Origin of the sequence: Rhizobium lentis, from assembly GCF_017352135.1 — a bacterium.
Classification (GTDB): Bacteria; Pseudomonadota; Alphaproteobacteria; order Rhizobiales; family Rhizobiaceae; genus Rhizobium; species Rhizobium lentis.
This window is the reverse complement of record NZ_CP071454.1, coordinates 4,008,270-4,034,360: the sequence shown is the minus strand read 5'-3', so window position 1 is coordinate 4,034,360 and position 26,091 is coordinate 4,008,270. Positions and strand designations below refer to the sequence as shown.

Below are 26,091 nucleotides of genomic sequence, written 5' to 3'. Positions count from 1 at the left end.
GTGCCGGGGGCAATATCAAGCTTCCATGAAGCTCGCTTCAAACAGTTCCCGCGCATAAGCATCATGGGTGGTGCCGGCCTGCAGATCCTCTTTGGTGAGCTCGTCGACGAAGCAACCGTTCTTCATGATCAACACCCGGTCGCACATATGCGCGATGACCGCGAGGTCGTGGCTGACAAGAAGATAGGTCAGCCCCTTTTCCTCACGCTGATCGGCAAGCAGGTTGAGGATTTCCGCCTGGACCGAGACATCGAGCGCCGATGTCGGCTCGTCGAGCAGGAGGACAGGCGGCGACAGGATCAGCGCACGGGCGATTGCCACCCTCTGCCGCTGGCCGCCGGAGAGCTCATGCGGGAAACGGTTGGCGAAGCTGGCCGGCAGCCCCACCTGGATCAAGCCCCTTTCGACCTTAGACCAGATATCGGCATGGCGCATGGCGCGCAGCGGTTCGGCCAGCGCGGTGCCGACCCGATGGCGCGGATGCAGCGATCCGTAAGGGTCCTGGAAGACCATCTGGGCAAATCTCAGCTCTTCGCGCGACCGTCTCTTGCCGATCGGATTGCCGCCAAGCTCGATCTGGCCGGTCCAGCCGGTCTCCATGCCGGCGAGGCATCGCAGCACCGTCGACTTGCCGCAGCCGGATTCGCCGACGATGCCGAGCGTCTCGCCATGGCTCACCTGAAAACTGATGCCCCGGACGACATGGTTCATGTTCTTGCCGGAGGAAAAGACGACATCGAGGTCGCGGACATTGATCATTGCGCCGCCTCCAGCTCGAGTTTCGCCCGGTCGAGAACCGCAAGCCGGCGAACCGGATTTTTCGGATCGGGCAGCGCCGCGATCAGCCCGCGCGTATAGGGATGGCGGGCCTCTTCGAGGCTGGTCAGCGTTTCGACGATCCGGCCGGCATACATGACGATGATGCGTTCGCAGAATGCCGCCACCATGCGGATGTCGTGGCTGATCAGAAGCAGGCCGGAATTGTTTTCGCGCACCAATTCATCGAGCAGCAGCAGCACGTCCTTTCGCACGCTGACATCGAGGGCCGAGGTCGGCTCATCGGCGATGACAAGCTTCGGCCGCGCCAGCAGCATCATCGCGATCATCACGCGCTGGCCCATGCCGCCGGATATCTGGTGAGGATAGAGAGCCATGACCCGATCGGCATCGGTGATGCGCACGCGCTCCAGCATGGCGCGGGCGGCATCAAACGCCTGCCTCTTGCCAAGACCGAGGTGAAGGCGGGCTGCCTCGGCGATCTGCTTTCCGATCGACAGCACCGGATTCAGCGAATAGCGCGGGTCCTGCATGATCAGCGCGAGGTCCTTGCCGCGCAGCGCTCCCATCTGACGCTCGGTCTTGGCAAGCAAGGAACTGCCGGCCAGATCCAGGCGCTCGGCCGAGACGACCGCCGCCGGCGGCAGCAGACGCATAACGGCGCGACCGGTCGTCGACTTGCCGGAACCGGATTCGCCGACGATGCCGACACGTTCGCGCCCGACGTCGAAGCTGACATTGGAGACGGCGGGCACGGCGCCCCGGCCGAAACGGACGCTCAACTCCTTGACCGAGAGAACGGGCTGCTGATCACGATCTTGCATGTCACGATCTCCCATTTCACGATCTGGCATGGCGGGGATCCAGAATGTCGCGCAGAGCATCTCCGGCGATGTTGAAAGCAAGGCTGCTGAGCAGGATGGCAATGCCCGGCATGACGGCCACCCACCAGTAATCGAGCATGAACTTGCGGCCGTTCGAGATCATCGCGCCCCATTCTGGCGCCGGCGGCTGGGCGCCGAGGCCGAGGAAGCCGAGCGAAGCCGCCGTCAGGATGATGCCCGCCATATTGAGGGTCAGGCGGACGATGACCGACGGGATGCACATGGGCGCGATATAAAGAAGCAGGATGCGCATCGGTGACGCGCCGTAAAGGCGGGCGGCGACCACGTAATCGGCGTTTCTGACGACAAGCGCTTCCGCGCGTGCCAACCTTGCGATCGGCGGCCATGCCGTGAGCGAGATCGCGATGATCGCCGTGCCCAGTCCCGCGCCGAGGGCGGCGGCAAAGGCGAGCGCCAGGATCAGCGACGGGAAGGACAGAACGATATCGGTGGCGCGCATCAGAACGGCGTCGGTATTGCTGCCGAAGAAACCGGCGACGACGCCGATCAGCAATCCGATCGGGCCGACGATCAAAGACACCGACAGCACGGTCTGGATGGTGATGCGCGTGCCGAAAATGAGGCGGCTCAGAATGTCGCGGCCGAACTCGTCGGTGCCGGCCGGATGCGCCAGGCTCGGGGGCTGCAGGGCGTCGCCAAGCGACTGGATGGTCGGATCATAAGGCGCCAGAAGCGGCGCGAAAATCGCCACCACGCAAAGCAGGCCGAGGATGACGAAGCCGGCAAGGCCGAGCGGCTCATCGGCGAGTTTGCGGCCGGCGCGCCCGAATGAGGCGGCGACCCGGCTCGGCATGCTCGGCGGACGGATGCGGATCTCGCTGTGGATGGCGTCGCTCATCGGGCTGCCTCCCGCATGCGCGGATCGAGCAGGGCGTAGGCGACGTCGGCCAGAAAGTTCAGGAGCATGAAGATGAATCCCACGATGATGGTGGCTGCGACGATGGCGTTCATGTCGCCGATCATCAGAGCGTTCGTCATATATTGGCCGATGCCCGGCCAGGAGAAAACGATCTCGGTGACAACAGCGCCTTCGAGCAGCCCGCCATAGGAAATGGCGAGAATGGTGATGAGCTGCACCGCGATATTCGGCAGGACATGTCGCAGGATCGCGCCGGTCGGGCTGACACCCTTGGCGCGGGCAGCGATGACATAATCCTGGCTCAGTTGCTCGAGCGTGAAGCTGCGGGTCATGCGGGTGATGTAGGCCATCGCGGCGTAAGCAAGGATGATGGCAGGAAGAATGATGTGGCCGAGCGCATTCCAGAAGATTTCCGTCTCGCCCTGCAGCAGGCTGTCGACCAACAGCAGGCCGGTCTGCGGGGTGACCAGCCCCTCATAGAACACGTCCACCCTGCCCGGCCCGCCGACCCAGTTCAGCCCGGCGTAGAAAATCACGAGCCCGACGATGCCGAACCAGAAAACCGGGATCGAATGACCGACGAGGGCGACAACACGGGCGATCTTGTCGATCAGGCTATCTCGAAACAGCGCCGCGACCAGGCCGAGCGGGACGCCGACGAAGGTCGAAATGATCACCGCCAGCGTCGCAAGTTCGAAGGTCGCCGGAAAGGCCTGAGCGAGGTCCGAAGAGACGGGATTTCCGGTGAGCACGGCCGTGCCGAAATCACCATGCGCCAGCCCGTTCAGATAAAGGAAGAACTGCTGATATATCGGCAGATCAAGCCCCAGACGCGTCCGCATGGCCGCATAGGCGGCGGGATCGGCGAGTTCGCCGACGATTGCGCCGACGGGATCCGTGGGTAGGACGCGGCCGATCACGAAGGTCACACATAAGAGGATGAAAAGGCTGACGAGCAGATGCGCCAGGCGTCGGCCAAATTCGGCTACAGAGAGTTCCTTCATGATCGGCTGCCTCGGGAGTATTACTGGGCTTCAGACTTCGTGACGCTCTCGAGACGCGTCAGCTGGGTCGGATGCCCCACATATCCTTGCACCTTGCTCGACAGCACGATCGGCTCGAAACGTTCGAACATCGGCAGCACCGCCGGCTTCTGTTCCACGAACAACTTCTGCATCTCGACATAGAGCTCGCCGCGCTTCTTGGCGTCCGGCTCCATGGATGCTTTGGCCGTCAGAGCCGTCAGCTCCGGGATGTCCCAGGCCGAGCGCCAGACGAAGTTGCCGGCATTGTTGGCTTCTTTCGAGTTGTCGGGATTGGACGAGAACTGCTCCATCGAGCCGAGCACGTTCGGCATATAGGCGCTGGTCTGCGGGATCAGCAGATCGAAATCCCTGGCGCGATGGGCGGCGATGATTTCCGAGCCGTTGCCCTGCTGGATGTCGATCTTGATGCCGACCTGGGCGAGCGACGCCTGGATCGCCGTGGCAAGGTCGATGCGCGGCGTCTGCGCGATCGTCTTCAGCGTCAGCGAGAAGCCGTCCTTAAACCCTGCTTCGGCCAACAGCTGCTTGGACTTTTCGACATCGAGAGGCCAGTCGGGGTTCGGGATCGCAGATTCGAAATTCTCCGGAACCGGAACGTTTCTCGCCCGCCCGTATGGACCCATGATCGTCTTCTCGATGCCCTTATAGTCGATGCCGTAGGCAATGGCCTCGCGAACCTTCGGATTGGACAGGTACTGGTTGCCGGCATTCATCGACAGCACGTAGAAGCCTCCTGTCGGAATGCGCTGGATGGTAAAGCCCTGCTTGTCCTTGAAGGTCGCGAGATCGGCTGCGGTCATGGCGCTGGCGACATCGATGTCGCCGCGCTCGAGCATCACCCTCTCGACCTGGCTTTCCGGAACATGCCGGACGATGACGCGCTTCATCTTCGGAGCGCCGGTGACATAATCCTTGTTGGCGTCGAGGATGACAAGTTCGTTCGGAGACCAGCGGTTCAGGGTGAACGGACCGGAGCCGGCCGAGTGCGTGCGCATCCATGCATTTCCCCAGTCGTTGTCGGAGACATGCTTCTGCACTTCTACGCTGTCGACAATACTGGTGGTCGATGCCGCGAGCCGGTAGAGCAGCATCTCGGCCGTCACCTGGCCGGAAAAGTCGATGCGCACGGTCTTATCGTCGACTGCCGTAACGAGCTTGTCGACATTGTTCTTGTCATAGCCGACGCGCTTGAGGTTCGCCGCAGCAGCCTGGTCGAGCTTCAGAAGCCGCCCAATTGAATAAACGACATCTTTCGCCGTCACCGGATTGCCGGAGGCGAACTTGGCCTGGCGCAGCGTGAAGGTGATGCCCTTGTCGTCAACCTTCCAGCTTTCGGCCAGCTGCGGCACGATCTTGCCATCCGGCGTGCTGTTGACCAGCCGGTCGTAAAGGTTCGACATGATCTCGACGGCCTTGCCCTCGGTCGCCTGATGCGGATCAAGCGACAGGACCTGTGCCAGCGATGTCCCGATCACCAGCTGGTCCTTCAGCGTAGCGGCATACGAAAGCGGCGCGGCGATCGTCAGAGCGCCGACGAAGGCTCCGACGAACAGGCCCTTAGAAAAATGCTTCATTGTAACTCCTCCCTGGATTACTATAAGAGACATATTATGTCGGCCGTATGTCGTATTATGATTTATCGAAGTCCGGTACGATTTGCAAGACCCGTGCGGAAGACTTGAGGCAAAGGAACTGGGGAAGCGAGAATGACGACACTCGGCCGTGGGCGGCAAAGACTGGCGCAGCAGGTCATCGATCAGTTGCGAGCGCAAATCGAGGCAGGGAAATTGCGTGTCGGCGACCAGTTGCCGACCGAGCCGCAGCTGGAATCGACCTTCGGCGTCAGCCGCACCGTCGTGCGCGAGGCGATTGCCGATTTAAGGGCCGCAGGTTTCGTCAGGCCGATCCAGGGCAAAGGTGTCTTCGTCGCCGATCCGAAGATCCATTCGGTTATGTCGCTGACGCCGGTGGAGATCAAAAGCATTCCGGAAACCCTGGAATTGCTTGAGTTTCGCATGGCCGCCGAGGGTGAAGCGGCGGCGATTGCCGCCTATCGCCGCACGGCCGAGCAGGAAGCAGCAATCCGAGAGGCCAACCGCCGAATGGCGCAACTGATCGAGTCGGGACAGCAGACGGTCGAGGCCGACTATGCCTTCCACATGGCGATCGCGGCCGCCACCAACAACCGTTTCTATGTCGACGTCCTGCGCCATTTCGGCCCACGCGCCATTCCCCGCGGGCAGTTTCCGACGCTGCCGGAGGCCAATGACCGCGAGTATCTTCAAAAGGTCCATGCCGAACATGTGGAAATCCTATCGGCAATCGCCGAACAGGATCCCGACCGCGCCCGCCAGGCGATGCGTGCCCATTTGATGGCCAGCCAGCGACGCTATCGGATGCTTGCCGAACAGCAATAGGCTCGACACCCTCTAAGATTCATATTATGTCATATGACATGGATGATTTTTGAGAGGTTTCTGATGTATCTTGGAACACAGGTGGCAGCACGCGACGATGACGACTATCGGATCTTCGCGCAATTGGGCGTGAAGCATATCAGCGCCGATCCGCCGGGAAAGCCGAGCAGTTGGACGCTTGCCGACATCGAACGCCATCGAGACAAGGTCGAAAGCTTCGGCCTGATCCTCGACATGATTCAGCTGCCCCTGCCCTCGCAGCCGATCGAGAAAGCCTCCTATCCGGACATCCTTCTTGCCGGGCCTGACCGCGACCGGCAGATCGATGCGGTCTGCCATATGATCGAGAATGTCGCGGCGGCCGGCATTCCGGCAGTGAAATACAATCTCAACCTGATCGGCATTCCGCGCACGCCCGACGAACCGGGACGCGGCGGTTCGATGAATGCGAGCTTCCGATGGGACAAGACCGACCAGCAGGCCGCGCCCGGCCTTGCCGGCGTGCTCTCCGAGGACGAAAATTGGGAGCGGATCGATTACTTCCTCGAACGCGTCGTTCCGGTCGCCGCAAGCAATCGCGTCAGGCTCGCCTGCCATCCCCACGACCCCTATACGCCGCCCGGCTATCGCGGCGTCACGCGCGTGCTGGGGACGGTGGAAGGGCTGAAGAAATTCGTGCAGATGCGCGAAAACCCTTATCACGGCCTCAATTTCTGCCAGGGCTCGATCGGCGAGATGCTCGAAAATCCCCGCGAAGAGATCGACGACATTATTCGCTGGTTCGGAGAGCGCAACAAGATATTCAATGTCCACTTCCGCAATATTCGCGGCGGCAAGCTGTCCTTCATGGAGACTTTCCCCGATGAGGGCGACATGGACATGGTCCGCTCCGCCAGAATCTACAGGGAAGTCGGCTACAAGTACATGCTGATGCCCGACCATGTGCCGACCGTCAGCGGCAAGGACCCGTCCGCCACCGCATTTGCCTTTTGTTACGGCTATATCGCGGCACTTCTGCAAGTGCTCGAGAGCGCCTGAGACGATCGATTTTCAACACCTAAGCAATAGGACGTCATGATGAACCCGATTGAATTGAAAAAGGCCGTCGGCAGCGGTCTGCTCTCGTTTCCGGTGACGCATTTCAACGAAGAACTCAATTTCGACGAAGCGAAGTACCGCCGTCATGTCGAGTGGCTTTCCGGCTACGACGCCGCCGCCCTCTTTGCCGCCGGCGGCACGGGCGAGTTCTTCTCCCTCAATCCCAGCGAGATTCCCGCGGTTGTCCGGGCCGCCAAGGCTTCGGCGGGCAATACGCCGATCATTTCGGGAACCGGCTACGGCACGTCGCTCGCGATCGAGATCGCAAAGGCGGCCGAAAAGGCCGGCGCGGACGGCTTGCTGCTCTTGCCGCCCTATCTGATGTTTGCCGAGCAGGCGGGCCTCATCGCCCATGTCAAGGCCGTCTGCCAATCGGTCGGCATCGGCGTCATCGTCTATAACCGCGACAACGCCATCCTGACGGCTGACAGCATCGCGCGGCTCGCCGAGGAATGCCCGAATCTGATCGGCTTCAAGGACGGCGTCGGCGATGTCGACAAGGTGATCGAGATCACCACACGTCTGGGCGACCGTCTGGTCTATATCGGCGGCATGCCGACCCATGAGGTCTATGCCCAGGCCTATTTCGCCGCCGGCGTGACCACCTATTCGTCCGCGGTTTTCAACTTCGTCCCCGCGCTTGCCCAGCGCTTCTATGGCGCCCTGCGCAGCGGCGACCAGCCGACCGCCGATGAAATCCTGAAAAGCTTCTTCTTCCCCTTCGTCGCCTTGCGCAATCGCAAGAAGGGTTATGCCGTCTCGATAATCAAAGCCGGGCTTCGTGTCCTTGGCCAGAATCCCGGCCCCGTTCGTCCGCCTCTGACGGATCTCACGCCGGACGAGCTCGCGCTGGTGGAAAAGATCATTCAGGCCAACGGCGTCGAACGGATTGCGGCGGAATAAGAGGCTTCAGGTGGAGGACGTATCTGGCTCCGTCCTTTGGAACCGAGGCTAGGGGGATAACGGGAGCCGCAGCCTCTCGATTCCCTCTTCTCCCCAGCGGGGAGAAAGGTGCCCGTAGGGCGGACGAGGGGGCCAGCACCGCCGGTCTTACTATTGTCCATAGGAGCTTAGACCGTACCGGCGGCGATTCGACAGTGTTTGGCGTATTCGCTTTCGGCGTGGCGGAATGTGTGATTGCTGGAAAGAGTGTGTCGTGTGGCCCCCTCATCCGCCTGCCGGCACCTTCTCCCCGCTGGGGAGAAGAGATATGCCGCACGCTCTCCGCTTCCCTCTCACCTCTTGACGGCAGCAGCTGACAGTAAATGCCGTCCCACCTACAGCGCCACACCGGTCCCGCGGTCGAAGACGTGCACCTGATCGCTGGTGATGCTTGCCTCGAAGACGGCGCCGTAGCGGGCGGGATATTCGCCGTCGACGATCGCCGTCACCTGCTGGCCGGCAAGGTCGAAGACCACATGGATCTGGGCGCCCGTGGGTTCCACCAGCATGGTGCGGCCGGCAAGCGGCGTGCCGGTCGATATGCCGGGAACGAGATGCTCCGGGCGCAGGCCGATGGTGACGGCCTGGCCGCGCCTGACCTTTCGGTCGGGCGCGATGCGGATCGCAGTGCCGTCGTCGAGACGGGCGGCCGGTTCGCCGTACTCTCCGTCCACCGTCCCTTCGAGCATGTTCATCGCCGGTGAGCCGATGAAGGCGGCGACGAAGAGGTTGGCGGGTTTCTTGTAGAGTTCGAGCGGAGTCCCCGCCTGCTCCACCCTGCCCTGGTTGAGCACGACGATGCGGTCGGCAAGCGTCATCGCCTCGATCTGGTCGTGGGTGACATAGATCGAAGTTGTCCTGACCTTCTGGTGCAGCGTCTTGATTTCCGAGCGCATCTGCACGCGCAGCTTGGCGTCGAGGTTGGACAAGGGCTCGTCGAACAGGAAGACGGCCGGGTTGCGCACGATGGCGCGGCCCATGGCGACACGCTGGCGCTGGCCGCCGGACAGCTGGGCCGGCTTGCGGTCTAGCAGCTTGGCGAGATCGAGCATGCGGGCGGCTTCGGCGACACGGGCTTCGATCTGAGGTTTGGCGACGCCGGCGAGCTTCAGATTGAAGCCCATGTTTTCGGCCACCGTCATATGCGGATAGAGCGCGTAGGACTGGAATACCATGGCAATGTTGCGCTCGCGCGGCGTCATGCCGTTGACGACTTTGCCGCCGATGGCAATCTCGCCGTCAGTGATCTCCTCAAGGCCGGCAATCATCCGCAGCAGCGTCGATTTTCCGCAGCCGGACGGACCGACCAGCGCGACGAATTCGCCATCGTCGATCGCAAGCGAAATGTCGTGGATGACGTCGACCGCGCCGTAGGCCTTGCTCACATCAATCAATTCAACGGATGCCATGGTTGCACCTCCAATGGTTCAGCTCAGGACTTCACGGCGCCGGCCGTCAAGCCGGCGATGATGTGCCTCTGGGCGACGAAAAAGACGATAATCGTGGGAAGGATGGTCAGCGTGATGAAGGCGAGCACCAGCTGCCATTCCGTCCCGAATTCGCCGCGATAGACCATAATTCCGAGCGGCCAAGGGTATTTGGATTCCGAGTTCAGCATGATGAGCGGCAGGATGTAGCTGTTCCAGCTGCCGACAAAGGAGATGATGCTGACGGTGGCGACGATCGGACGCGATAGCGGCAGCGAGATGTGCCAGAAGAACCTGAGATAACCGCAGCCGTCGACGAAGGCCGCCTGGAACAGCTCCTCCGGGAGATTGCGGAAATAGTTCCTGAACAAAAGGATGCTCATGCCGAGGCCGAAGGCCACCTGCGGCAGCACCACGCCCCAGTAGGTATTCAACAGCCCGAGATCACGAATGCGGATGAAGAGCGGCAGGATCGCGGTCGCCGCCGGAAACATCAGCCCGAGCAGGAAATAGTTGAGCAGGAAGGACGAGCCGAAGAAACGGACATGGGCAAAGGCGAAGGCGGCCATCGACGAGACGATCAGCGTCAGCAGAACGGTCAGCGCTGCGATGACAAGCGAATTGCCGATCTGCATCCAGTAGCGCTCGCCAAAGAGGATGTCGGTATAATTCGCCCATTGCCAATCCGTCGGCAGGCCGAAGGGATTGGTGCGCAGGTCACCCAGTGTCTTGAAGCCGCCGAGCGCCGTCGTCAGCAGCGGCACCAGTACGATCGCAGCGATCAGGCTCAGCGACACGTAGAGATAGATGCGTGTCGATGTGCTCATGCGAATGGAAGAGCTCATGTCAGTCATGGCGCATGAAAATCCTTTTGTAACCGAAGGCGAGCGTCACGCAGATGATGAACAGCACCACGCCGACGGCGCTGCCGAGGCCCACCTGCATGCGCATGACGCCATAGGTATAGAGGAAGGTGACCATCGTCTGGGTGGAGTTGGACGGGCCGCCGCCGGTCAGCGGCATGATCATGTCGAAGAGCTGCAGTGAGCCGACGACGGCAAAGAAGATCGAAAGACGCAAGGTCGAGCCGAGCAGCGGCAGGGTGACATAGCGGAATTTCTGCCAGCCGGTGGCGCCGTCGATCTCGGCCGCCTCCAGGACACTCTTATCGACCGATTGCAGGCCGGCGATGAACAGCATCATGTGAAAGCCGAAATACTTCCAGACGACGACGCCAAGCACGGCGTAAATCGCCACATCCTTGTCTGCGAGCACGTAAGGATTGGCGAAACCGAAGAAGTTGGAAACGGCGGCGAACAGACCGTAATCACCATCATAGACGAAACGCCAGATAAGGCCTGCGGCAACATCGGCCAGTACATAGGGCAAGAAGAAGATCAGGCGGAAGCCGACAACGCCGGGAATGCGGTGGGCGAGCATGGTGGCAAGCCAGATGGCCAGAGGTACCTGGATGCAGATTGAGATGACGATGATCAGGCCGTTATTGATGAGCGCCTGGGTGAAGGCCGCATTGCGGAACAGAACCTGGAAATTGCGCAGGCCGATGAACTCGCTCGGCGTGCCGTAGCCGTTCCACTTGTAGAGGCTGTACCAGGCCGCCTCACCCATCGGCAAGATGACGAAGAGCGTGAAAAGCAGCAGCGCCGGGGGCAGGAAGAGCAAAAGCACTGCTAACCGATCGTGGGCGACCGAACTTCTCCTGTTTGACGCTCTTATTGCCGGCCTCGCGGCTGATGTCATCGTTGGGACTGAAATATTGGCCATGGTTCCTGCTTTCGCATCTCATCGGCAGCAATGCTGGCGCCCGCTTTGACGTAGCGCCAGGGAGGGTCCGCAGGCGCTGGTTACTGTTCCAGCTCAAAAGCGTCCTGGATCATCTGGGCGCCGTCCTTGGAGTTCATCTGTCCGGAGACAATCTCCACCGACACATCGTTGACGACTCGGCCGACGGCCGCGCCGAGATCCTGGTCGAAGAAATTCTGGTGCCAGGTCGAGCCCGAAAGCTGCTTCGCCGATTCGGCAAGCAGCGGGCTCGTGACGCCATCGCCGGCGCCGACGGCAACGGGGAGAAGCATACCGGCTTTCGCCATAGCCCGCTCGTTCTCTGCATTCGTCAGGAACGCCAGGAAATCGATCGCTTCCTTGGAGGCTTTCTTCGTGACGGCCCAGCCGTTCAGGCCGCCGAGCGTATCTGTCGCCTGGCCGGCGCCGCCCTCGACCGTCGGGAATGCGAAACGCCCGATATTGTCGGTCGCGAGCCCCTTGCCGTCGCCGGCATTCTTGCGCTGGTTGGCCTCGGTATTTTCAAAGCCGAGGATCATCGCGGCCTTGCCGTCGCCGAAAACGCCGAGCGTCTGCGGCCAGGTAGCGCCGAGATAGCCGGGCTGGAAAGGCTCGAGTTTGCCGAGTTCGGCGAGGTCATCGCCAGCCTTGATGATCGCGGGATCAAGGAAACCTTCGCCTTCGCCGTTCTTGGCCGCTTCGAAGACCTTCTGGCCGCCCTCACGCATGACGAGATAGCTCCAGTAGAAGTGGATCGGCCACTTGTCGCCGCCGCCTCCTGCGATCGGGACAATTCCCGCCGCCTTGATCTTCTTTACCGCCTCAAGAAAATCAGCCCAGCTCTTGATCTCCTCGGCCTTCACGCCGGCCTTGGCGAAGAGCTCCTTGTTGTAGAAGAAGCTGACCAATCCGACCTTGTAAGGAATAGCCCAGGTCTTGCCGTCGAAGGTCAGGCCGCTGACTGATGAAGGCGTGTAGGCGTTGCGCAGCTTGCCGCCATCGGCGTCGAGTGCCGCCGTCACGTCCTGAAGCGCGCCCGTCTCGGCCTGTTGCTTCAAGACGCCGCCGCCCCAGCTGTAAAAGAAATCCGGTACGTCGTCGGACTGCAGCAGCGTGGGAAGCTTGGCCTTGAATGCCTCGTTTTCGAGGAACTGCATCTGGATGTCGACGTCTGGATGCTGAGCTTCGTATTTCTTGACGATGTCTTCCCAAGCCGCGACGAATTTCGGGTCGAGCTCGAGGTGTAGCCACTTCACCACGGTTGTTGCGGAGGCAGCGCCCGCTCCCAGGAGCAACATGCCGGCTGCTGCGGCCATGGATGCGAAGCGCCTGCCGCCGAAAATGGCGCCCTTATTTGAAAAATTCATGATTTCCTCCCTGGGGACCATCCTCACAATTTTTCCCCAATGCGGATTAATTCACCGGAGCTTTCGCCCGATGTCAACCCAATTGCCTCTATTTTTGCCAAATGCGCTTGACAGCAGCACAGGATTGCCCGTTATTTATTTCGTAACCCGTTAAAAATACTAGCTTCCGCTCCACGAAACGACCGCCGGCTCATTTTCATGAAGACTGCAGATCCAGAATTGATGCGCGCGATCAATCGCCTGAACGTGCTCGATACCATCAGGCGCCATGGCCCGATTTCGCGCATCGAGATCAGCGAGCGGACCGAACTGTCGACGACAACCGTTTCCGCCATTACCGCCTCCCTGCTCGACGACGGACTGATCCTGCCGCGTCATGAAGGCGATATCCGCAATGAGGCCGTGCGTGGCAGGCCGCGCGTGGCGCTGGAACTCAATCCTGATGCCGCGCGTGTCGTCGGGGGCAAGATCGCCGCCAACCGCATGGTCTTCGTCGTCACCAATTTCCGCGGCGACGTGCTGTCGAAGCTCGCCCTGCCGATCCGCATCGACCGGCAGCCAATCGGCGTGATCGCCGATCTGGTCGAGGACGGCGTGAGGCGTTGCGTCGTCGATGCCGGGCTTTCGCTGGAGGATGTCGACAGCATCTGCCTCGGCTTTCCCGGCGTCATCGAACACCGCACCGGCTATGTCAGAAGCAGCCCGATCTTTCGCGACATCAATGTCGATTTCGCCGCGGAGATGTCGGCTCGGCTTTCGACGCCGACCATCGTCGAAAGCGACGCCCATGCCATCACGCTCGGTCATCACTGGTTCGGAAAGGCCCGCGATCTCGAGGATATGGTACTGATTTCGCTGGAACAAACGCTGGGGCTCGGCGTGTTGCACGGCAACCGCCTGTTCCGCGGCGCCGGCGGCCTCAGCCACAATCTCGGCGACCTCGTGCTCGGCATGGGACCGCTGGGCGTGGTGCGGCTCTTCAGCCAGGCCGGCGAAAGCGCCATCCTCGGCGAACAGCAGGCCGACGGACGTTTTGCCGAAGCGATCCGTCTCGGGCGCGGCATGACGCATGCCCAGGCGCTGATCAAGGCCGACGACGACCGGCTGATCGGCGCGGCCATCCGCGCCGGCGAGGCGGTGGGATTGACCATCGCCAATATCGTCACCCTGTTTGCGCCGCCGCGCGTCATCCTGGTCGGCTCCAGCCTGGCGCTCGGCGAACCCTTCTTGAACAGCCTGCGCGACGCCTATGCGCTTGCCATTCCGCCTTCGCTGCGCGGAGTGAGTGAACTCGTCTTCGACGATTCGAGCGATGATTTCTGGGCGCAGGGCGCGGCAGCCGTGGCGCTCTACGAGCTCTACGAATCGCCCTGGAGCACGACCGGGCCGGCGCTCTGACGGGCAACACAATCAAAACAGATATGGAGGACCTCATGGAAAAAGTCGGTATCGGCATCATCGGATGCGGCAATATTTCGGGCGCCTATCTCACCGCGATGGCATCCTTCCCCATTCTCGACATCCGCGGCGTCGCCGATCTGAACCGGGATCTTGCCGAGGCCAAGGCGCGCGAGTTCAACGTTCCCGTCAAGGCAGTCGAGGAGCTTTTCGCCGACCCCAAGGTCGAGATCATCGTCAATCTGACGATCCCGAAGGCCCATGTCGCCGTCGCCTTGCAGGCGCTCGAAGCCGGAAAGCATACCTATTCGGAAAAGCCGCTCGGGATTAATTTCGCGGAAGGGAATAAATTGGCAGAGGTCGCGCGCGCCCGCAATCTGCGGATCGGCGCCGCCCCCGACACCTTCCTCGGCGGCGGCCACCAGACGGCGCGCGCCCTGATCGACCAGGGCGTCATCGGCCAGCCGGTCGGCGGCTCGGCGACCTTCATGTGCCCGGGCCATGAGCGCTGGCATCCGAACCCGGCCTTCTATTACGAGGTGGGCGGCGGGCCGATGCTTGATATGGGGCCTTACTACATCACCGATCTCGTCAATCTTCTCGGCCCGGTTTCACAGGTCGCCGGTTTTGCGACGACGCCGCGAACCGAGCGGCTTGTTACCAGCGAGCCGCGCAACGGCGAGCGCATTCCCGTGCATGTGCCGACCCATGTCGCCGGCATGATGGCGTTTGCCAATGGCGCGGTCGTTCAGATCGCCATGAGCTTCGATGTCGCCGGCCACAAGCATGTGCCGCTCGAAGTCTACGGAACCGAGGGCACGCTCATCGTCCCGGATCCCAACAAGTTCGCCGGCCCTGTCGAATATCTGAAGAAGGGCGGTGCTTTCGAGGACCAGCCGGTCACTGCGCCCTATGCCGAAGGCAATTTCCGGTCGCTCGGCGTCGCCGACATGGCGCATGCGATCCGCTCGAACCGGCCGCACCGCGCTAATGGCGACCTGGCGCTGCACGTGCTCGAAGTCATGGAAGCCTTCCATACAGCGTCCGAGACCGGCCGGACGGTGACGATCACCACGGCGGTGGAGCGCCCTGCCCCCTTGTCCGAATCCATCGTCGACGGACGACTGGCGAAATAATTCAGGAGGAATGAGAATGCGTGAAGCACTGATCGTCTGGGGTGGCTGGAGCGGTCACGAACCGCAGGAATGCGCCGAAATCATCAAGACCATGCTCGAGGAAGACGGATTCAAGGTCTATCTTGAGCACGGCACCGAGGCGCTTGCCGACCCTTCCGTCCATGATCTCAGCCTCGTCGTGCCGATCATGACGATGTCGAAGATCGAGAAGGAGGAGGTCAAGAACCTCGCTGCCGCAATCGAAAGCGGCGTCGGCATTGCCGGCTATCACGGCGGTGCGGGCGACGCCTTCCGCGATTCCGTCGACTACCAGTTCATCATCGGCGGCCAGTGGGTAGCCCATCCCGGCAACATCATCGACTATACCGTCAACATCACCCGCCCCGACGATCCGCTGATGGAGGGGATCGCCGATTTCCCCTTCACCTCGGAACAATACTATATGCATGTCGACCCCTCGAACGAGGTTCTGGCGACGACGAAATTTACCGGCGAGCACGCCTACTGGATCGACGGCGTCGTCATGCCCGTCGTCTGGAAGCGCAAATATGGCAAGGGCCGCGTCTTCTATTCCTCGCTCGGCCATCAGGCCAAAGAGTTCGACGTGCCGGAGATGAAAACCATCTTCCGGCGGGGTGCGAATTGGGCGGCGCGGTGAAAAGAGGCTCCTGCGACTGGTCTCGACCCGTCTTTCACCCCCGCACGCGGACTCAGCATCGGCGATGTTTCGTGAGAGACCACCGCGCGGCCGAGATGGATATCCAGCGGCCGACCGGCGCCCAATTGGCCGGCGAGTGTCGCTTGTTGCGAGGGGACTTGCGCTTCCCTGAAATCTGGCCAAAAATACTAATCGCAATACTTGCGCCTCGACAGCAATGCGGCGCCCCCGGAAGTTATTCATTCCGCAAATGAAATATGATTTCAGATCGATGGCAGCGTGGCTGGCCCATCCGGCCTACCGAGAGTGAGCAATTCGAATTTATGTCTATCTTCACGGCGTGGATGCGACATGTCTTTCGTCGAATCGCAGGGGGACAGAAAGTATCGCACGAGCGAGCGAGTGGGTGGGCTTGTCGATTGCTCATCGCTCCAGGTCGAGCTCAGACATTTCGATCCGGGCTGGCAGGTCGACCTTACACTCGAATGCACGGAGGTAGCCGTCCTTCTCTCGGGTCAGTCGAAGATCAAGTGGACTGGTGACGGCCACAGTCGGGAGGCGATCGCCCGCCCCGGTGTCGCTTGGATATGTCCGGCGGGTGTCCATGAGAGCGGTGTGGAGATCATGGGTACCATGCCCGAGTCCCTCCACATCTTCATACCTCCGTCGCTCGTCGGTGAGAGCGCGCTTTCAAATTTCGACATCGATCCGGCCAAGGTGCAGCTCGCTTACGCGGGAGGCGTTCCCGATCCCAGGGTGCTGCAGATCGGCCAGCTGTTTCGGGGTTTGTTGAACAGGAGCCTTGAGCCTGCTGATCGTCTCTTCCTCGACGGCCTTCAGATGGCACTGGCAGGGCACCTTCTCAGCACTTATTCGGCCGTTCGCTGGCAACCCGCCGAACGAGCGCCGACTGTCGACCCCAAAAGGCTGCAACGCGTCTTCGATTTCATTGAAGCCCGCATCGCAGCAGAAATCTCGCTGCATGACCTTGCCGCGGAGGCTTGCCTCAGTCCCTTTCATTTTGCCCGCATGTTTCGCAAGGCAACAGGCCTGACGCCGCATCGCTATGTCACCGAGCGACGGATCGAAGCTGCCAAGGAAAAGCTGCGGCTTGCACGATCCACGCTCGTGGAGATCGCGCTCGATACCGGCTTCAGTTCCCAGGGGAATTTCACCCGAGTCTTCCGGAAAATGACCGGGTCGACGCCCGGCCAATACCGCGCGCTCCTCAGCAGTCAGCGGGTTCCGCCCATTGGAGACAGTGCGCCGTTCGTCGATGCCGGCTCACGGGAGCGCAAGATCCGCACATAGCGCAGCAAGAGCTGAAAATACTGCAAAACCTTTCCGCCTATACACCTGTCTCATCGAGCGGGGTGCGCTTGCCCCCGAACAAAGAGGAGGCAGGAGATGATTACCATTGACGAAGCTCGCAGGATCATCGCCGCGGGTGAGGCGCGGGCTCATGAGATCGGCGTGCCGGTCAACATCACCGTCTTGGACGCCGGGGCCCATCTTAAGGCCTTCAGCCGAATGGACGGCGCAGTGCTCGGCTCGATCGATCTGGCTATGGGCAAAGCCCGGACGGCCATATTGTTTCAAACGACAAGCGAGGCAGTCTGGGAATATTGCAAGCCCGGCGCTCCCGCCCATGCCCTCGAACTATCCAATGGCGGCCTGACCCCCTTTGCAGGCGGCATCTCGCTCTTTGGCCGCGACGGCACGGTAATCGGCGCTGTTGGCGTTTCCGGCGGAGCGGTTCCACAGGATCTCGAAATCGCGCAGGCAGCGGCTGCAGCCGTCGCGTGATGCTGCGCTGAGACCTGATTTCCATCAACCTGAAACCATCGAAAGGAATGTCTCATGTCCAAGACCATTTTGATCACTGGTGCGGGCTCCGGCTTCGGCAAGGGTGCCGCCATTGGCATGGCAAGGAACGGCCACAGCATCATCGCGACCACGCACGTTTCCTCGCAAGTGACGCCGCTGCGCGAGGAGGTCGCCGCCCTCGGCTTGAAGAACGTCCGTGTCGAGCGGCTCGACCTCACCGATCCCTACGACATCAAGCAGGCGCAGGGTTGGGATTTTGACGTTCTTTGGAACAATGCCGGCATGGGCGAAGCCGGCCCGGTTTGGGAAATCCCGATCGAACTTGTTCGCAAGAACTACGAAGTCAACGTCTTCCTACCGCTGGTGCTGACTCAGGGCGTCGTCCAGAGATGGGTGCGCGAAGGCAAGAAGGGCAAAGTGGTCTTCACGTCGTCGATGGGCGGCCTCTTCACCCCCGCCAACTGGGGCACCTATGTCTCCACCAAGCACGCCCTGGAATCGATCGCCGAAGCGCTGCAGCAGGAGCTCGCCCCTTATGGCATCAAGATCCAGACGATAAATCCGGGCGCCTACTACACCGGCTACAACGAGACGATGGCGGACAATCCGTTCCGCTGGCTGGATGACAGCAAGAACTTCACCAAGCGCGCGGATCTGCGAAAGGGTTTCGACGATTTCTTTGCGACGCCCGAAGGCAAGATGGATCCGAAGGAAATGATCGACCGGATGATCGAAGTCGTTCCGGCCGACACCGGCAGATTCCGCAACGTCGTTCCGAAGATCATCGAGGACATGCTGAAAGAGCACCAGCTGAGAGCCTGGGAAAACCAGATCTAAGCAGATTCTCAAGCGCGAGCGCCGCAAGCGGCGCCCGCCCCGCCGATGTCGCCCCACCAACTATACCTCTGGAGAAAACCGTTGTCCTACACCGCAACCATCTGCCGGCCGCAATCCCTGGCCAGGCGCATCTTCAGCGCAGCCCTCGGCATCGCCGCCGCCATCCTTGCTCTGGCCGGACTCGAAGCCCGCGCCGCAGCGCAGTCTCTTTCCGAAACCGAACGCCGCAACAAAGCAGCCGTCGAGGCTGGTTTCGCAGCCTGGGCGGCCGGCACGGGCAGCCCCTATGATCTCCTTGCCGACGACGCCCGCTGGACAATCGAGGGCTATTCACTGGCATCGAAGACCTATCCCAGCCGCGAGGCGTTCTTGCGCGAGGTGATCCGCCCGTTTAACGCCCGGATGAAGGCGCCGCTGAAGCCGGCGATCCGCAACGTATACGCTGACGGCGACACCGTGATCGTCTTTTTCGACGCCCGCGGCATCGCCCGCGACGGAGAACCCTACGCAAACACCTATGCCTGGTTTCTCGACATGCGCGACGGCCGCATCGTCCGTGCCTCGGCTTTCTTCGATTCAGTCGTCTTCAACGCGTTCTGGACCCGTGTGACGCCGGCCGACTAGAACCTTCCTCGGGTGAACTAAACGGCGTGGTGAGATAGCGTTGTTCGGGTTCGTGCTGGTGGCCGCCCCAAGCGATTGCCTGCTCACCCCAACACTTGCCGGGGTCGAGCCACTGGTCTCGACTCCGGTGGGTGCCGGCGAGCGGATGAAGGGCAGCGGCAATTTAGCCGAGAATCAACGCCGTGCCATAGAGCCCCAGCGCAAACACCGTGTGCGCAAGCAGATTGAAGCAGCGGACCTTGTTCGGCTTCGGATGCCTGGACGCTGCCCAGCCGAGGCCAAGGCCCGGCTGCAGCAGGAACCACCCTGCCCCGACGGTGACGATACCGAAGATCCAGGCGGGAAGAAATGTCGGTGCGGCGAACCACGCCTCTCCCATGATGAGCGCGAAGACTATCCCGTAGAGAATGCCGACGGCGTAATGGCCGATCCAGCCGAGCGCCAACTCTCCGGCATAAGGCTCGGCATCGGCAATGCTGTCGTGAAAGACCTTGCCGCGGCCGAGATGCCAGAACCAGCGGCCGACCGGCGCCCAATTGGCCGGCGGCTGGCCGAAGAATTTGGCGAGCACGATCGACCAAAGGTCCATGAGAATGGTTGCGCCGGCGCCGATCGCCAGGCCACGCCACAGAATATCGAACATCGGGAATCACCGGAAAAGTTGCAAAGTAGATGCGCCAGCAAACCATTGCCCGCGTCCTTGCGCAATGGCTTCGACGCCGGCAACACGTGGAGCACATTTGCAGCGCAATGAGATGCCGTCGTTTGCGGCTACGACGTACGAACAATGGACTGAAGGGAGAGGAACCTTCTGAGAGACCCCGACGCGCCTCAGGCGAGGCGCCTTGGACAGGGCACGCGTCGACCATCCGCAAAAAGGCATCGGTGCGGCCGCAAATTGATGCTTTTCGCAGGTAGCGATATTCCCTACTCACTGTCTCGAACGACAATGAGAGGCGAACGGCAATGACAGTGCCATTTTACTGGAACGAATTGGTCAGCGACGACTTCGCCGGATTGTCTCCGGACACCACGATCGCCGTTCTGCCGATCGCCTCGACCGAGCAACACGGGCCGCATCTGCCTGTTGCTACCGACGTCGCCATCGCAACGGGCATGCTTGCCGAGTTGCGGAAGCAGAAGCCGGAGGATCTCGATTGCCTGGTGCTGCCGACACAGGAAATCGGCAAGGCCAATGAACACATCTACGGCCCGGGAACCTTGTCGCTCAGCGCCGAACTGCTCATTCCGGTCTGGACCGCGATCGGCGCGAAGGTTGCCGAAGCGGGTATCCGCAAGATGGTGATCGTCAATTCGCATGGCGGCAATGTCGATATCATGAGCATCGTGGCGCGCGAGCTGCGCGTGCGCCACGCGATGGCGGTCGTCTCCACGCAATGGGGCCGCTTCGGCCATCCGGACGGCATGATCGGCGACCATGAGCTGAAATACGGCATCCATGGCGGCGAGGTGGAAACCTCGCTGATGCTGCATTTCCGACCTGATCTGGTGCGGATGGAGAAGGCTGAGAATTTCACCTCCAAGGCGGAATGGATGCGCGGGCAATCGAAATACCTTCAGCCGCTGCCGCCGCATTCGCTCGCCTGGATCGCGCACGACCTCAATCCCAACGGCGTCGTCGGCGACGCCTCGCTCGGGACGCCAGAAAAGGGCGAAGCAATCTGCCGCCATCAGGTCAGGGGCTTCATAGAGCTGCTCTATGACCTGAAGCGTTACCCGCTTTCCAATCTTTACTCGAAGTAAGGCGGTGGCTCACATGGCTGCAGAAGCAGAGGCCGCGATGTGACCCTTGGCCTGCAGCTCCTGCACCAAGCCAGCCAGTTCGGCCAGGAGGTACTCGACGAACAGGCTGGTGGCGGAATCAAGCGGCGCGCGGGCGCGGGCAAAAAGCTTCATCGGCTGATGTCGCGCATGCGGCTCAGCGATCGGCCGGAACACCAGTTCGCCCTGCCGGCATTCGGTGATGACATCGAGCGGGTTCAGGATCGTCAGCCCCGCCCCCGATTTGACCAGCTTCTTCAGCATTTCCGAGGCATTGGTTTCGAGCACCGGTTCGACATGCACGTCGAGGCGCGCCAGGGCCAGATTGATCACGTCGCGCAGGCTGGTCCCCTGCTGCGCCAGCACCAGGCGCTCCTGGACGATGTCCGCCAGGTTGATCGGGCCGGGGCCGATCAGATGATGGCCGGGCGGCAGGACCACGCCGATCGGAATGTCGAAATTGCCGAGGGTTCGGATGCCGGGCGTTGCCGGAATGTTGAAGCCGAGCCCGATATCGACCTCGCCTGACAGCACCGGATTAACTGTCATCGTGCCGGCGTCGTTGCGCAGCTGCATGAAGACGCGCGGATGTTCCGACTGGAACCGCGCGATGATCTCAGGCAGCGGCCCTGCCGCAAGGCCAACGGTCGTCACCAGCCGCACCTTGCCCGCCTGCTGCATCTTAAGGCTGCGGATGCGCCCTTCCAGCCGCTCGTAATTCTTCAGCACCTCGCGAATATGTTCGATGCAGAGTTCGCCGGCGGCCGTAAGGCGCAGCCCGCGCGGCAGGCGTTCGAACAGGGGCGCCCCCATTTCCTCCTCCAGTGCGAGGATCTGCCGGTTGATCGCCGAAGACGCGACATTCAGCCGTGCTGCCGCCTTGCGGATCGAGCCCGATCGCGCGATCTCGTTGATATAGAGAAGCTTTCTGGAGTGCAGCATCAGCACCTCGTTGCACAAAAATAAAGCACGCAGCGTAAATTAGGCACAGGCTTTCGGTGAGATGCCGAAAAGGCATCGTTGCGCACGCAATTTGATGCTTTTCAAAGAGCAAAGCAATCGCTTCTATGAAGAAAGTCGGACGCCGCCGCAACGGCTGCGAATTCAGAAGGGGAACGTCGATCATGCCCATGACAATGAAGAACAGGGTCTTTTCCGCATTGGCCGGTGTTGGCGGCATGCTCGCCTCCATGGTGTCGGTGCAAGCGGCCGACAAAGTCAGCTATGGCACGAACTGGCTGGCGCAGGCCGAGCATGGCGGCTTCTATCAGGCGGTCGCCGATGGCACCTATGCCAAATACGGACTCGACGTCACCATCGTGCAGGGTGGTCCGAACGCCGCCAACAGCGCACTTCTGATCTCCGGCAAGATCGACTTCTACATGGGCGGTCCGCAGGGCGAGATCTCGGCCGTCGAGCAGGGTATTCCGCTCGTCGATGTCGCCGCCATCTTCCAGAAGGATCCGCAGGTGCTGATCGCACATCCCGATGCCGGGATCGAGAAATTCGAAGATCTCGCGAAACTCAAGACGCTGTTTCTCAGCAAGGACGGCTACCTTACCTATTTCGAATGGATGAAGGCGAATTTCAAAGGTTTCAGGGACGAGCAGTACAAGCCCTACAATTTCAGCCCGGCGCCCTTCCTTGCCGACAAGGATTCCGCACAGCAAGGTTATCTCACCTCGGAACCCTATGAGATCCAGAAGCAGGCTGGCTTCGAGCCGAAAGTCTTCCTGCTCGCCGACAACGGCTACTCTCCCTACTCGACGATGATCACCACCACGCAGACGATGATCGACAGCAAACCCGATGTCGTCCAGCGCTTCGTCGATGCCTCGATCGAGGGCTGGTACCACTATCTCTACGGCGACAACACGAAGGCCAATGAACTGATCAAGAAGGACAATCCTGAAATGACGGATGGTCAGATCGCCTATTCCATCGCCAAGATGAAGGAATATGGAATCATCGAATCCGGCGACAGCCTCGACAAGGGCATCGGCTGCCTGACGGACGCCCATTACAAGGCCTTCTTCGACGAGATGGTGGCGATCAAGATCTTCAAGCCGGAGACGGATTATACCAAGGCCTTTACGACGAAATTCGTCTGCAAGGGCACCGGAATGGCGATGAAGAAGTAAGCCGCAGACATCGCTGCGATCCGCCGCCAGAACGGCGGATCATTCCCCCGCATGAACGAGACAGGCAATGCCCCCAGCAGAAGCTCAGGCCCTATCACCGAAAGAGATGCGCAAGCGGCCGCTGGTCGTCATGCAATCGGTTTCGAAAGTCTTCTCCAGCGGAACCGTAGCCCTTTCGAACATGTCGCTGACCGTCGAAAGCGGTGAGTTCATCAGTCTGCTCGGTCCGTCCGGCTGCGGCAAATCCACGGCGCTGCGCATCATTGCCGGCCTCGGCAATGTGACCTCGGGCGCGATCGACTGGCCGAGTTCGCGCATCAACTCCAAGGGTCTCCCTGAGGGCGATATCAGCTTCGTCTTTCAGGAGCCGACGCTGATGCCCTGGAAGACAGTCTTCGATAACGTCCATCTGCCGCTGAAGCTGAAACATGTTTCGAAGGCTGCGGCGCACGATCGGATCCTGGAGACGTTGAGCACCGTCGGGCTTCAGGATTTCGCCAGCGCCTATCCGCGCGAACTCTCCGGCGGCATGAAGATGCGTGTGTCGATCGCCCGGGCGCTTGTGACCAGGCCGAAGCTCCTGCTGATGGATGAGCCCTTCGCGGCGCTGGATGAGATCACCCGCCAGAGGCTGAACGACGACGTGCTGCGGCTCTGGAAGGTGACCGGCATCACCGTCATCTTCGTCACCCATTCGGTCTTCGAATCCGCCTATCTCTCAAACCGCATCGTCGTGATGAAGGCAAGGCCCGGGCGCGTTCATGCCGATCTGCCGCTGACGACCAGCCTGGAACGCGATGCCCATTACCGCACTTCGGAAGAATACCGCAGAGCTTGCGAGACGGTCTCGCATTCGCTGATCGGGGCGATCAACGCGGTGGAGGACCATCGATGAGTGACGAACCGGCCGCAGCGCCGCTGCTCGTCAAAACCACTGCAAGCGCCCGGAGCCGCGATCTGGCGTTGCGCATCTTGATCCCCCTGCTGGTGATCGCGGCGCTGATCCTGATCTGGTCTGCCTATGTCAGACTGTCCGGCGTGCCGCCCTATATCCTGCCGGGCCCGGCCGCGGTCGCAAGTGCCTTCGTGACCGATTGGGGCACGCTTGCCCCTGCGCTCTGGGTCACCACCAAGATCACGCTGGTATCGCTGATGCTGGCGCTCGTCGGCGGCGTCGGCTTTGCGATCTTCCTCGTGCAATCGCGCTGGATAGAACTCGCCTTCTATCCGCTCGCGGTCATTCTTCAAGTCACCCCGATCGTGGCGATCTCGCCGCTGATCCTGATCTATGCGCCGTCGACGCAGGTGGCGCTTCTCATCTGCGCCTTCCTCGTTGCCTTTTTCCCGATCCTTTCGAATATGGTGCAGGGGCTGAAAAGCGTCGACCATAATCTCATCAACCTGTTCGAGCTCTACGGCGCCTCGCGCTGGCAGACGCTGCTCTTTCTCAAGCTGCCGGCCGCCCAGCCCTATTTCATGACCGGTCTCAGGATCGGCGGCGGCCTGGCGCTGATCGCGGCCGTCGTCGCCGAGTTTGCCGCGGGCTCGGCGGGCGCCGGCTCTGGCCTCGCCTTCCGGCTCCTCGAAGCGCAATACCGGCTCAATATTCCGCGCCTCTTTGCGGCGCTGCTGATGCTCTCGCTGCTCGGCGTGGCGATCTTCGCCGTCACCTCCTTCATTTCGTGGCTTGCCCTGCACCGCTGGCACGAGAGCAGCCTGAAACGGGAAAACTGATGACCTATTCCTTCATTTCACCGCCCAATGCCGGCCGCTTCGTGCTGAGCAATGCGACTCTGCCTGCCGCTGCCGTCACCGGTTATGAGGCGCCTGTTGTCGAGGGGCTCGTCCGAGCCGATATCGTCATCGCCGACGGCATCATTGCTAGTGTACTGCCGCCTGGGAAAGCGCCCGTGGAACTGGCGAAATCCGACCTGAAGGAGGGCATGGTCTGGCCCTGCTTCGCCGACATGCATACGCATCTCGACAAGGGCCACATCTGGCCGCGCAACGCCAATCCGGACGGCACTTTCCCGGGAGCATTGGAGGCGGTGCGCGCAGACCGCGAGGCAAACTGGTCGGCCGCCGACGTCAAGAAGCGCATGGAATTTTCCCTGCGTTGCGCCTACGCACACGGCACCAGCCTCATTCGCACACATCTCGATTCCCTGGCGCCGCAGCACCGCATTTCCTTCGAGGTCTTTGCCGAGATGCGCGAGGTCTGGAAGGACAGGATCGCCTTGCAGGCGGTGGCGCTGTTTCCGATGGAAAACATGGCGGACGCCGCCTATTTCGCCGATCTGATCGCCGTGGTCCGCGAAAAGGGTGGACTGATGGGCGGCGTCACCCGGATGAGCGCCGATCTCGACGGCCAGCTCGACATGCTGTTCAGAACTGCAGCCGATAACGGCCTCGATGTCGATCTTCATGTCGACGAGACTGACGATCCGACTGCGCAAACCCTCAAGGCAATTGCCCAGGCCGTGCTGCGCAACCGCTTCGGCGGCAAGGTGACGGCCGGCCATTGCTGCTCGCTCGCCCGCCACGACGAGGAAACAGCAAAGCGCACGGTCGATCTCGTCGCGGAGGCCCGCCTCGCCATCGTTTCGCTGCCGATGTGCAACATGTACCTGCAGGATCGCTATCCCGGCCGCACACCACGCTGGCGCGGCGTCACCCTGTTCAAGGAACTGGCCGCGGCCGGTGTTGCGACGGCAGTCGCCTCCGACAATACCCGCGACCCCTTCTATGCCTATGGCGATCTGGATCCGGTGGAGGTGTTCCGCGAGGCGGTCCGCACCCTGCATCTCGACCATCCGCTGGATGCGGCCGCGCGCATCGTCACCACCTCGCCCGCCGATATTCTCGGCCGGCCGGATACGGGTCGCATCGCCGTCGGGGCTGCAGCCGATCTCGTGCTCTTCAGCGCCAGGCGCTGGAGCGAATTTCTTTCCCGTCCGCAGTCCGACCGCGTCGTCCTTCGCCGCGGCAAGGTGATCGACCGCAGCCTGCCGGACTATCGTGAACTCGACAGCGTCGTTGGAGCCTGA

Annotated in this window: 26 protein-coding genes; 15 read left to right on the top strand and 11 right to left on the bottom strand. The window is 61.4% G+C overall.

The window, feature by feature from the left end; all coding sequences use genetic code 11:
• Positions 1 to 15 precede the first annotated feature (15 nt).
• Genes J0663_RS19720 through J0663_RS19700 form a run of 5 tightly spaced genes read right to left on the bottom strand, consistent with a single transcriptional unit; the run spans position 16 to position 5,161 of the window.
• Positions 16 to 759 carry an ABC transporter ATP-binding protein gene (locus J0663_RS19720; RefSeq protein WP_207242052.1) on the bottom strand — a complete coding sequence of 248 codons (744 nt, stop codon included), beginning with the start codon at positions 757 to 759 and terminating at the stop codon, positions 16 to 18.
• The gene (locus J0663_RS19715; RefSeq protein ID WP_207242051.1) at positions 756 to 1,601 is read right to left on the bottom strand and encodes an ABC transporter ATP-binding protein; all 846 of its coding nucleotides are present in this window, start codon (positions 1,599 to 1,601) and stop codon (positions 756 to 758) included. The genes J0663_RS19720 and J0663_RS19715 overlap by 4 nt, the downstream gene beginning before the upstream one ends.
• Positions 1,602 to 1,617: 16 nt before the next feature.
• The gene (locus tag J0663_RS19710) at positions 1,618 to 2,520 is read right to left on the bottom strand and encodes an ABC transporter permease (protein ID WP_207242050.1); all 903 of its coding nucleotides are present in this window, start codon (positions 2,518 to 2,520) and stop codon (positions 1,618 to 1,620) included.
• Entirely contained in the window at positions 2,517 to 3,545 is a 1,029-nt protein-coding gene (locus J0663_RS19705; protein ID WP_207242049.1) for an ABC transporter permease, read from the bottom strand. Before J0663_RS19705 ends, J0663_RS19710 begins: the two co-directional genes overlap by 4 nt.
• 20 nt (positions 3,546 to 3,565) lie before the next feature.
• Positions 3,566 to 5,161, bottom strand: coding sequence for an ABC transporter substrate-binding protein (locus J0663_RS19700; RefSeq protein ID WP_207242048.1), 1,596 nt, complete (start codon positions 5,159 to 5,161; stop codon positions 3,566 to 3,568).
• A 132-nt stretch (positions 5,162 to 5,293) separates the two neighbouring features.
• Between J0663_RS19700 and J0663_RS19695 the strand changes: the two genes are divergently transcribed.
• From J0663_RS19695 to kdgD, 3 genes are all read left to right on the top strand, one after another.
• Positions 5,294 to 6,004: a FadR/GntR family transcriptional regulator gene (locus J0663_RS19695; RefSeq protein WP_207242047.1), complete on the top strand. Its 711-nt coding sequence runs from the start codon at positions 5,294 to 5,296 to the stop codon at positions 6,002 to 6,004.
• Between the two features lie 63 nt (positions 6,005 to 6,067).
• Positions 6,068 to 7,042 (top strand): mannonate dehydratase, encoded by a 975-nt coding sequence (locus tag J0663_RS19690; RefSeq protein ID WP_207242046.1) that lies wholly within the window; start codon positions 6,068 to 6,070, stop codon positions 7,040 to 7,042.
• Positions 7,043 to 7,078: 36 nt separating this feature from the next.
• On the top strand, positions 7,079 to 8,005 hold the full coding sequence (gene kdgD, locus J0663_RS19685) for a 5-dehydro-4-deoxyglucarate dehydratase (RefSeq protein ID WP_207242045.1): 927 nt from the start codon (positions 7,079 to 7,081) through the stop codon (positions 8,003 to 8,005).
• A 374-nt stretch (positions 8,006 to 8,379) separates the two neighbouring features.
• Here the strand turns inward: kdgD and J0663_RS19680 are convergent, their stop codons facing one another.
• The 4 genes from J0663_RS19680 to J0663_RS19665 all read right to left on the bottom strand — a co-directional run bounded on the left by J0663_RS19680 (position 8,380) and on the right by J0663_RS19665 (position 12,641).
• Entirely contained in the window at positions 8,380 to 9,453 is a 1,074-nt protein-coding gene (locus J0663_RS19680; protein WP_207242044.1) for an ABC transporter ATP-binding protein, read from the bottom strand.
• 23 nt (positions 9,454 to 9,476) lie between these two features.
• Positions 9,477 to 10,325 carry a carbohydrate ABC transporter permease gene (locus tag J0663_RS19675; RefSeq protein ID WP_064712815.1) on the bottom strand — a complete coding sequence of 283 codons (849 nt, stop codon included), beginning with the start codon at positions 10,323 to 10,325 and terminating at the stop codon, positions 9,477 to 9,479.
• Positions 10,318 to 11,256, bottom strand: coding sequence for a carbohydrate ABC transporter permease (locus tag J0663_RS19670; protein ID WP_207242043.1), 939 nt, complete (start codon positions 11,254 to 11,256; stop codon positions 10,318 to 10,320). Before J0663_RS19670 ends, J0663_RS19675 begins: the two co-directional genes overlap by 8 nt.
• A gap of 80 nt (positions 11,257 to 11,336) precedes the next feature.
• Positions 11,337 to 12,641 (bottom strand): ABC transporter substrate-binding protein, encoded by a 1,305-nt coding sequence (locus tag J0663_RS19665; protein WP_207242042.1) that lies wholly within the window; start codon positions 12,639 to 12,641, stop codon positions 11,337 to 11,339.
• A gap of 198 nt (positions 12,642 to 12,839) precedes the next feature.
• On the opposite strand from J0663_RS19665, the gene J0663_RS19660 reads away from it, so the two are divergent.
• The 7 genes from J0663_RS19660 (at position 12,840) to J0663_RS19630 (ending at position 19,121) form a co-directional block, all read left to right on the top strand.
• Positions 12,840 to 14,039 (top strand): ROK family transcriptional regulator, encoded by a 1,200-nt coding sequence (locus J0663_RS19660; protein ID WP_207242041.1) that lies wholly within the window; start codon positions 12,840 to 12,842, stop codon positions 14,037 to 14,039.
• A 35-nt stretch (positions 14,040 to 14,074) separates the two neighbouring features.
• Positions 14,075 to 15,175 carry a Gfo/Idh/MocA family protein gene (locus tag J0663_RS19655; protein ID WP_207242040.1) on the top strand — a complete coding sequence of 367 codons (1,101 nt, stop codon included), beginning with the start codon at positions 14,075 to 14,077 and terminating at the stop codon, positions 15,173 to 15,175.
• Positions 15,176 to 15,191: 16 nt separating this feature from the next.
• The gene (locus J0663_RS19650) at positions 15,192 to 15,833 is read left to right on the top strand and encodes a ThuA domain-containing protein (protein WP_207242039.1); all 642 of its coding nucleotides are present in this window, start codon (positions 15,192 to 15,194) and stop codon (positions 15,831 to 15,833) included.
• 351 nt (positions 15,834 to 16,184) lie between these two features.
• The gene (locus tag J0663_RS19645; protein WP_246590325.1) at positions 16,185 to 17,144 is read left to right on the top strand and encodes a helix-turn-helix domain-containing protein; all 960 of its coding nucleotides are present in this window, start codon (positions 16,185 to 16,187) and stop codon (positions 17,142 to 17,144) included.
• 96 nt (positions 17,145 to 17,240) lie between these two features.
• Positions 17,241 to 17,639: a GlcG/HbpS family heme-binding protein gene (locus J0663_RS19640; protein ID WP_207242038.1), complete on the top strand. Its 399-nt coding sequence runs from the start codon at positions 17,241 to 17,243 to the stop codon at positions 17,637 to 17,639.
• 54 nt (positions 17,640 to 17,693) lie between these two features.
• On the top strand, positions 17,694 to 18,497 hold the full coding sequence (locus J0663_RS19635) for an SDR family oxidoreductase (RefSeq protein ID WP_207242037.1): 804 nt from the start codon (positions 17,694 to 17,696) through the stop codon (positions 18,495 to 18,497).
• 81 nt (positions 18,498 to 18,578) lie between these two features.
• The gene (locus J0663_RS19630; protein WP_246590324.1) at positions 18,579 to 19,121 is read left to right on the top strand and encodes a nuclear transport factor 2 family protein; all 543 of its coding nucleotides are present in this window, start codon (positions 18,579 to 18,581) and stop codon (positions 19,119 to 19,121) included.
• A 163-nt stretch (positions 19,122 to 19,284) separates the two neighbouring features.
• On the opposite strand, the gene J0663_RS19625 is transcribed toward J0663_RS19630, so the two are convergent.
• Positions 19,285 to 19,764, bottom strand: coding sequence for a DUF2938 domain-containing protein (locus J0663_RS19625; protein ID WP_207242035.1), 480 nt, complete (start codon positions 19,762 to 19,764; stop codon positions 19,285 to 19,287).
• 323 nt (positions 19,765 to 20,087) lie between these two features.
• Here J0663_RS19625 and J0663_RS19620 point away from each other — a divergent pair, with 323 nt between their 5' ends.
• A complete protein-coding gene (locus J0663_RS19620; protein ID WP_207242034.1) occupies positions 20,088 to 20,885 on the top strand; it encodes a creatininase family protein in 798 nt (265 codons plus the stop codon).
• 9 nt (positions 20,886 to 20,894) lie between these two features.
• On the opposite strand, the gene J0663_RS19615 is transcribed toward J0663_RS19620, so the two are convergent.
• Complete coding sequence (locus J0663_RS19615; RefSeq protein WP_207242033.1) at positions 20,895 to 21,845, bottom strand: LysR family transcriptional regulator; 951 nt, start codon at positions 21,843 to 21,845, stop codon at positions 20,895 to 20,897.
• A gap of 182 nt (positions 21,846 to 22,027) precedes the next feature.
• On the opposite strand from J0663_RS19615, the gene J0663_RS19610 reads away from it, so the two are divergent.
• The 4 genes from J0663_RS19610 (at position 22,028) to J0663_RS19595 (ending at position 26,091) form a co-directional block, all read left to right on the top strand.
• A complete protein-coding gene (locus tag J0663_RS19610) occupies positions 22,028 to 23,044 on the top strand; it encodes an ABC transporter substrate-binding protein (RefSeq protein ID WP_207242032.1) in 1,017 nt (338 codons plus the stop codon).
• A 67-nt stretch (positions 23,045 to 23,111) separates the two neighbouring features.
• Positions 23,112 to 23,939, top strand: a complete 828-nt coding sequence (locus tag J0663_RS19605; protein ID WP_085778108.1) for an ABC transporter ATP-binding protein — start codon at positions 23,112 to 23,114, stop codon at positions 23,937 to 23,939.
• On the top strand, positions 23,936 to 24,778 hold the full coding sequence (locus J0663_RS19600; RefSeq protein WP_183703176.1) for an ABC transporter permease: 843 nt from the start codon (positions 23,936 to 23,938) through the stop codon (positions 24,776 to 24,778). Before J0663_RS19605 ends, J0663_RS19600 begins: the two co-directional genes overlap by 4 nt.
• On the top strand, positions 24,778 to 26,091 hold the full coding sequence (locus J0663_RS19595) for a cytosine deaminase (protein ID WP_207242031.1): 1,314 nt from the start codon (positions 24,778 to 24,780) through the stop codon (positions 26,089 to 26,091). Before J0663_RS19600 ends, J0663_RS19595 begins: the two co-directional genes overlap by 1 nt.

Bases quoted from the DNA above. Each gene is read 5' to 3' on its own strand.
- J0663_RS19610 (WP_207242032.1), top strand. From the start codon at position 22,028: ATGCCCATGACAATGAAGAACAGGGTCTTTTCCGCATTGGCCGGTGTT.
- J0663_RS19675 (WP_064712815.1), bottom strand. From the start codon at position 10,325: ATGACTGACATGAGCTCTTCCATTCGCATGAGCACATCGACACGCATC.
- J0663_RS19620 (WP_207242034.1), top strand. From the start codon at position 20,088: ATGACAGTGCCATTTTACTGGAACGAATTGGTCAGCGACGACTTCGCC.
- J0663_RS19600 (WP_183703176.1), top strand. From the start codon at position 23,936: ATGAGTGACGAACCGGCCGCAGCGCCGCTGCTCGTCAAAACCACTGCA.
- J0663_RS19695 (WP_207242047.1), top strand. From the start codon at position 5,294: ATGACGACACTCGGCCGTGGGCGGCAAAGACTGGCGCAGCAGGTCATC.
- J0663_RS19605 (WP_085778108.1), top strand. From the start codon at position 23,112: ATGCCCCCAGCAGAAGCTCAGGCCCTATCACCGAAAGAGATGCGCAAG.
- J0663_RS19705 (WP_207242049.1), bottom strand. From the start codon at position 3,545: ATGAAGGAACTCTCTGTAGCCGAATTTGGCCGACGCCTGGCGCATCTG.
- J0663_RS19650 (WP_207242039.1), top strand. From the start codon at position 15,192: ATGCGTGAAGCACTGATCGTCTGGGGTGGCTGGAGCGGTCACGAACCG.
- J0663_RS19670 (WP_207242043.1), bottom strand. From the start codon at position 11,256: ATGGCCAATATTTCAGTCCCAACGATGACATCAGCCGCGAGGCCGGCA.
- J0663_RS19715 (WP_207242051.1), bottom strand. From the start codon at position 1,601: ATGCAAGATCGTGATCAGCAGCCCGTTCTCTCGGTCAAGGAGTTGAGC.
- J0663_RS19720 (WP_207242052.1), bottom strand. From the start codon at position 759: ATGATCAATGTCCGCGACCTCGATGTCGTCTTTTCCTCCGGCAAGAAC.
- J0663_RS19640 (WP_207242038.1), top strand. From the start codon at position 17,241: ATGATTACCATTGACGAAGCTCGCAGGATCATCGCCGCGGGTGAGGCG.
- J0663_RS19655 (WP_207242040.1), top strand. From the start codon at position 14,075: ATGGAAAAAGTCGGTATCGGCATCATCGGATGCGGCAATATTTCGGGC.
- J0663_RS19660 (WP_207242041.1), top strand. From the start codon at position 12,840: ATGAAGACTGCAGATCCAGAATTGATGCGCGCGATCAATCGCCTGAAC.
- J0663_RS19680 (WP_207242044.1), bottom strand. From the start codon at position 9,453: ATGGCATCCGTTGAATTGATTGATGTGAGCAAGGCCTACGGCGCGGTC.
- J0663_RS19625 (WP_207242035.1), bottom strand. From the start codon at position 19,764: ATGTTCGATATTCTGTGGCGTGGCCTGGCGATCGGCGCCGGCGCAACC.
- J0663_RS19710 (WP_207242050.1), bottom strand. From the start codon at position 2,520: ATGAGCGACGCCATCCACAGCGAGATCCGCATCCGTCCGCCGAGCATG.
- J0663_RS19665 (WP_207242042.1), bottom strand. From the start codon at position 12,641: ATGAATTTTTCAAATAAGGGCGCCATTTTCGGCGGCAGGCGCTTCGCA.
- J0663_RS19690 (WP_207242046.1), top strand. From the start codon at position 6,068: ATGTATCTTGGAACACAGGTGGCAGCACGCGACGATGACGACTATCGG.
- kdgD (WP_207242045.1), top strand. From the start codon at position 7,079: ATGATGAACCCGATTGAATTGAAAAAGGCCGTCGGCAGCGGTCTGCTC.
- J0663_RS19700 (WP_207242048.1), bottom strand. From the start codon at position 5,161: ATGAAGCATTTTTCTAAGGGCCTGTTCGTCGGAGCCTTCGTCGGCGCT.
- J0663_RS19595 (WP_207242031.1), top strand. From the start codon at position 24,778: ATGACCTATTCCTTCATTTCACCGCCCAATGCCGGCCGCTTCGTGCTG.
- J0663_RS19645 (WP_246590325.1), top strand. From the start codon at position 16,185: ATGTCTTTCGTCGAATCGCAGGGGGACAGAAAGTATCGCACGAGCGAG.
- J0663_RS19615 (WP_207242033.1), bottom strand. From the start codon at position 21,845: ATGCTGCACTCCAGAAAGCTTCTCTATATCAACGAGATCGCGCGATCG.
- J0663_RS19635 (WP_207242037.1), top strand. From the start codon at position 17,694: ATGTCCAAGACCATTTTGATCACTGGTGCGGGCTCCGGCTTCGGCAAG.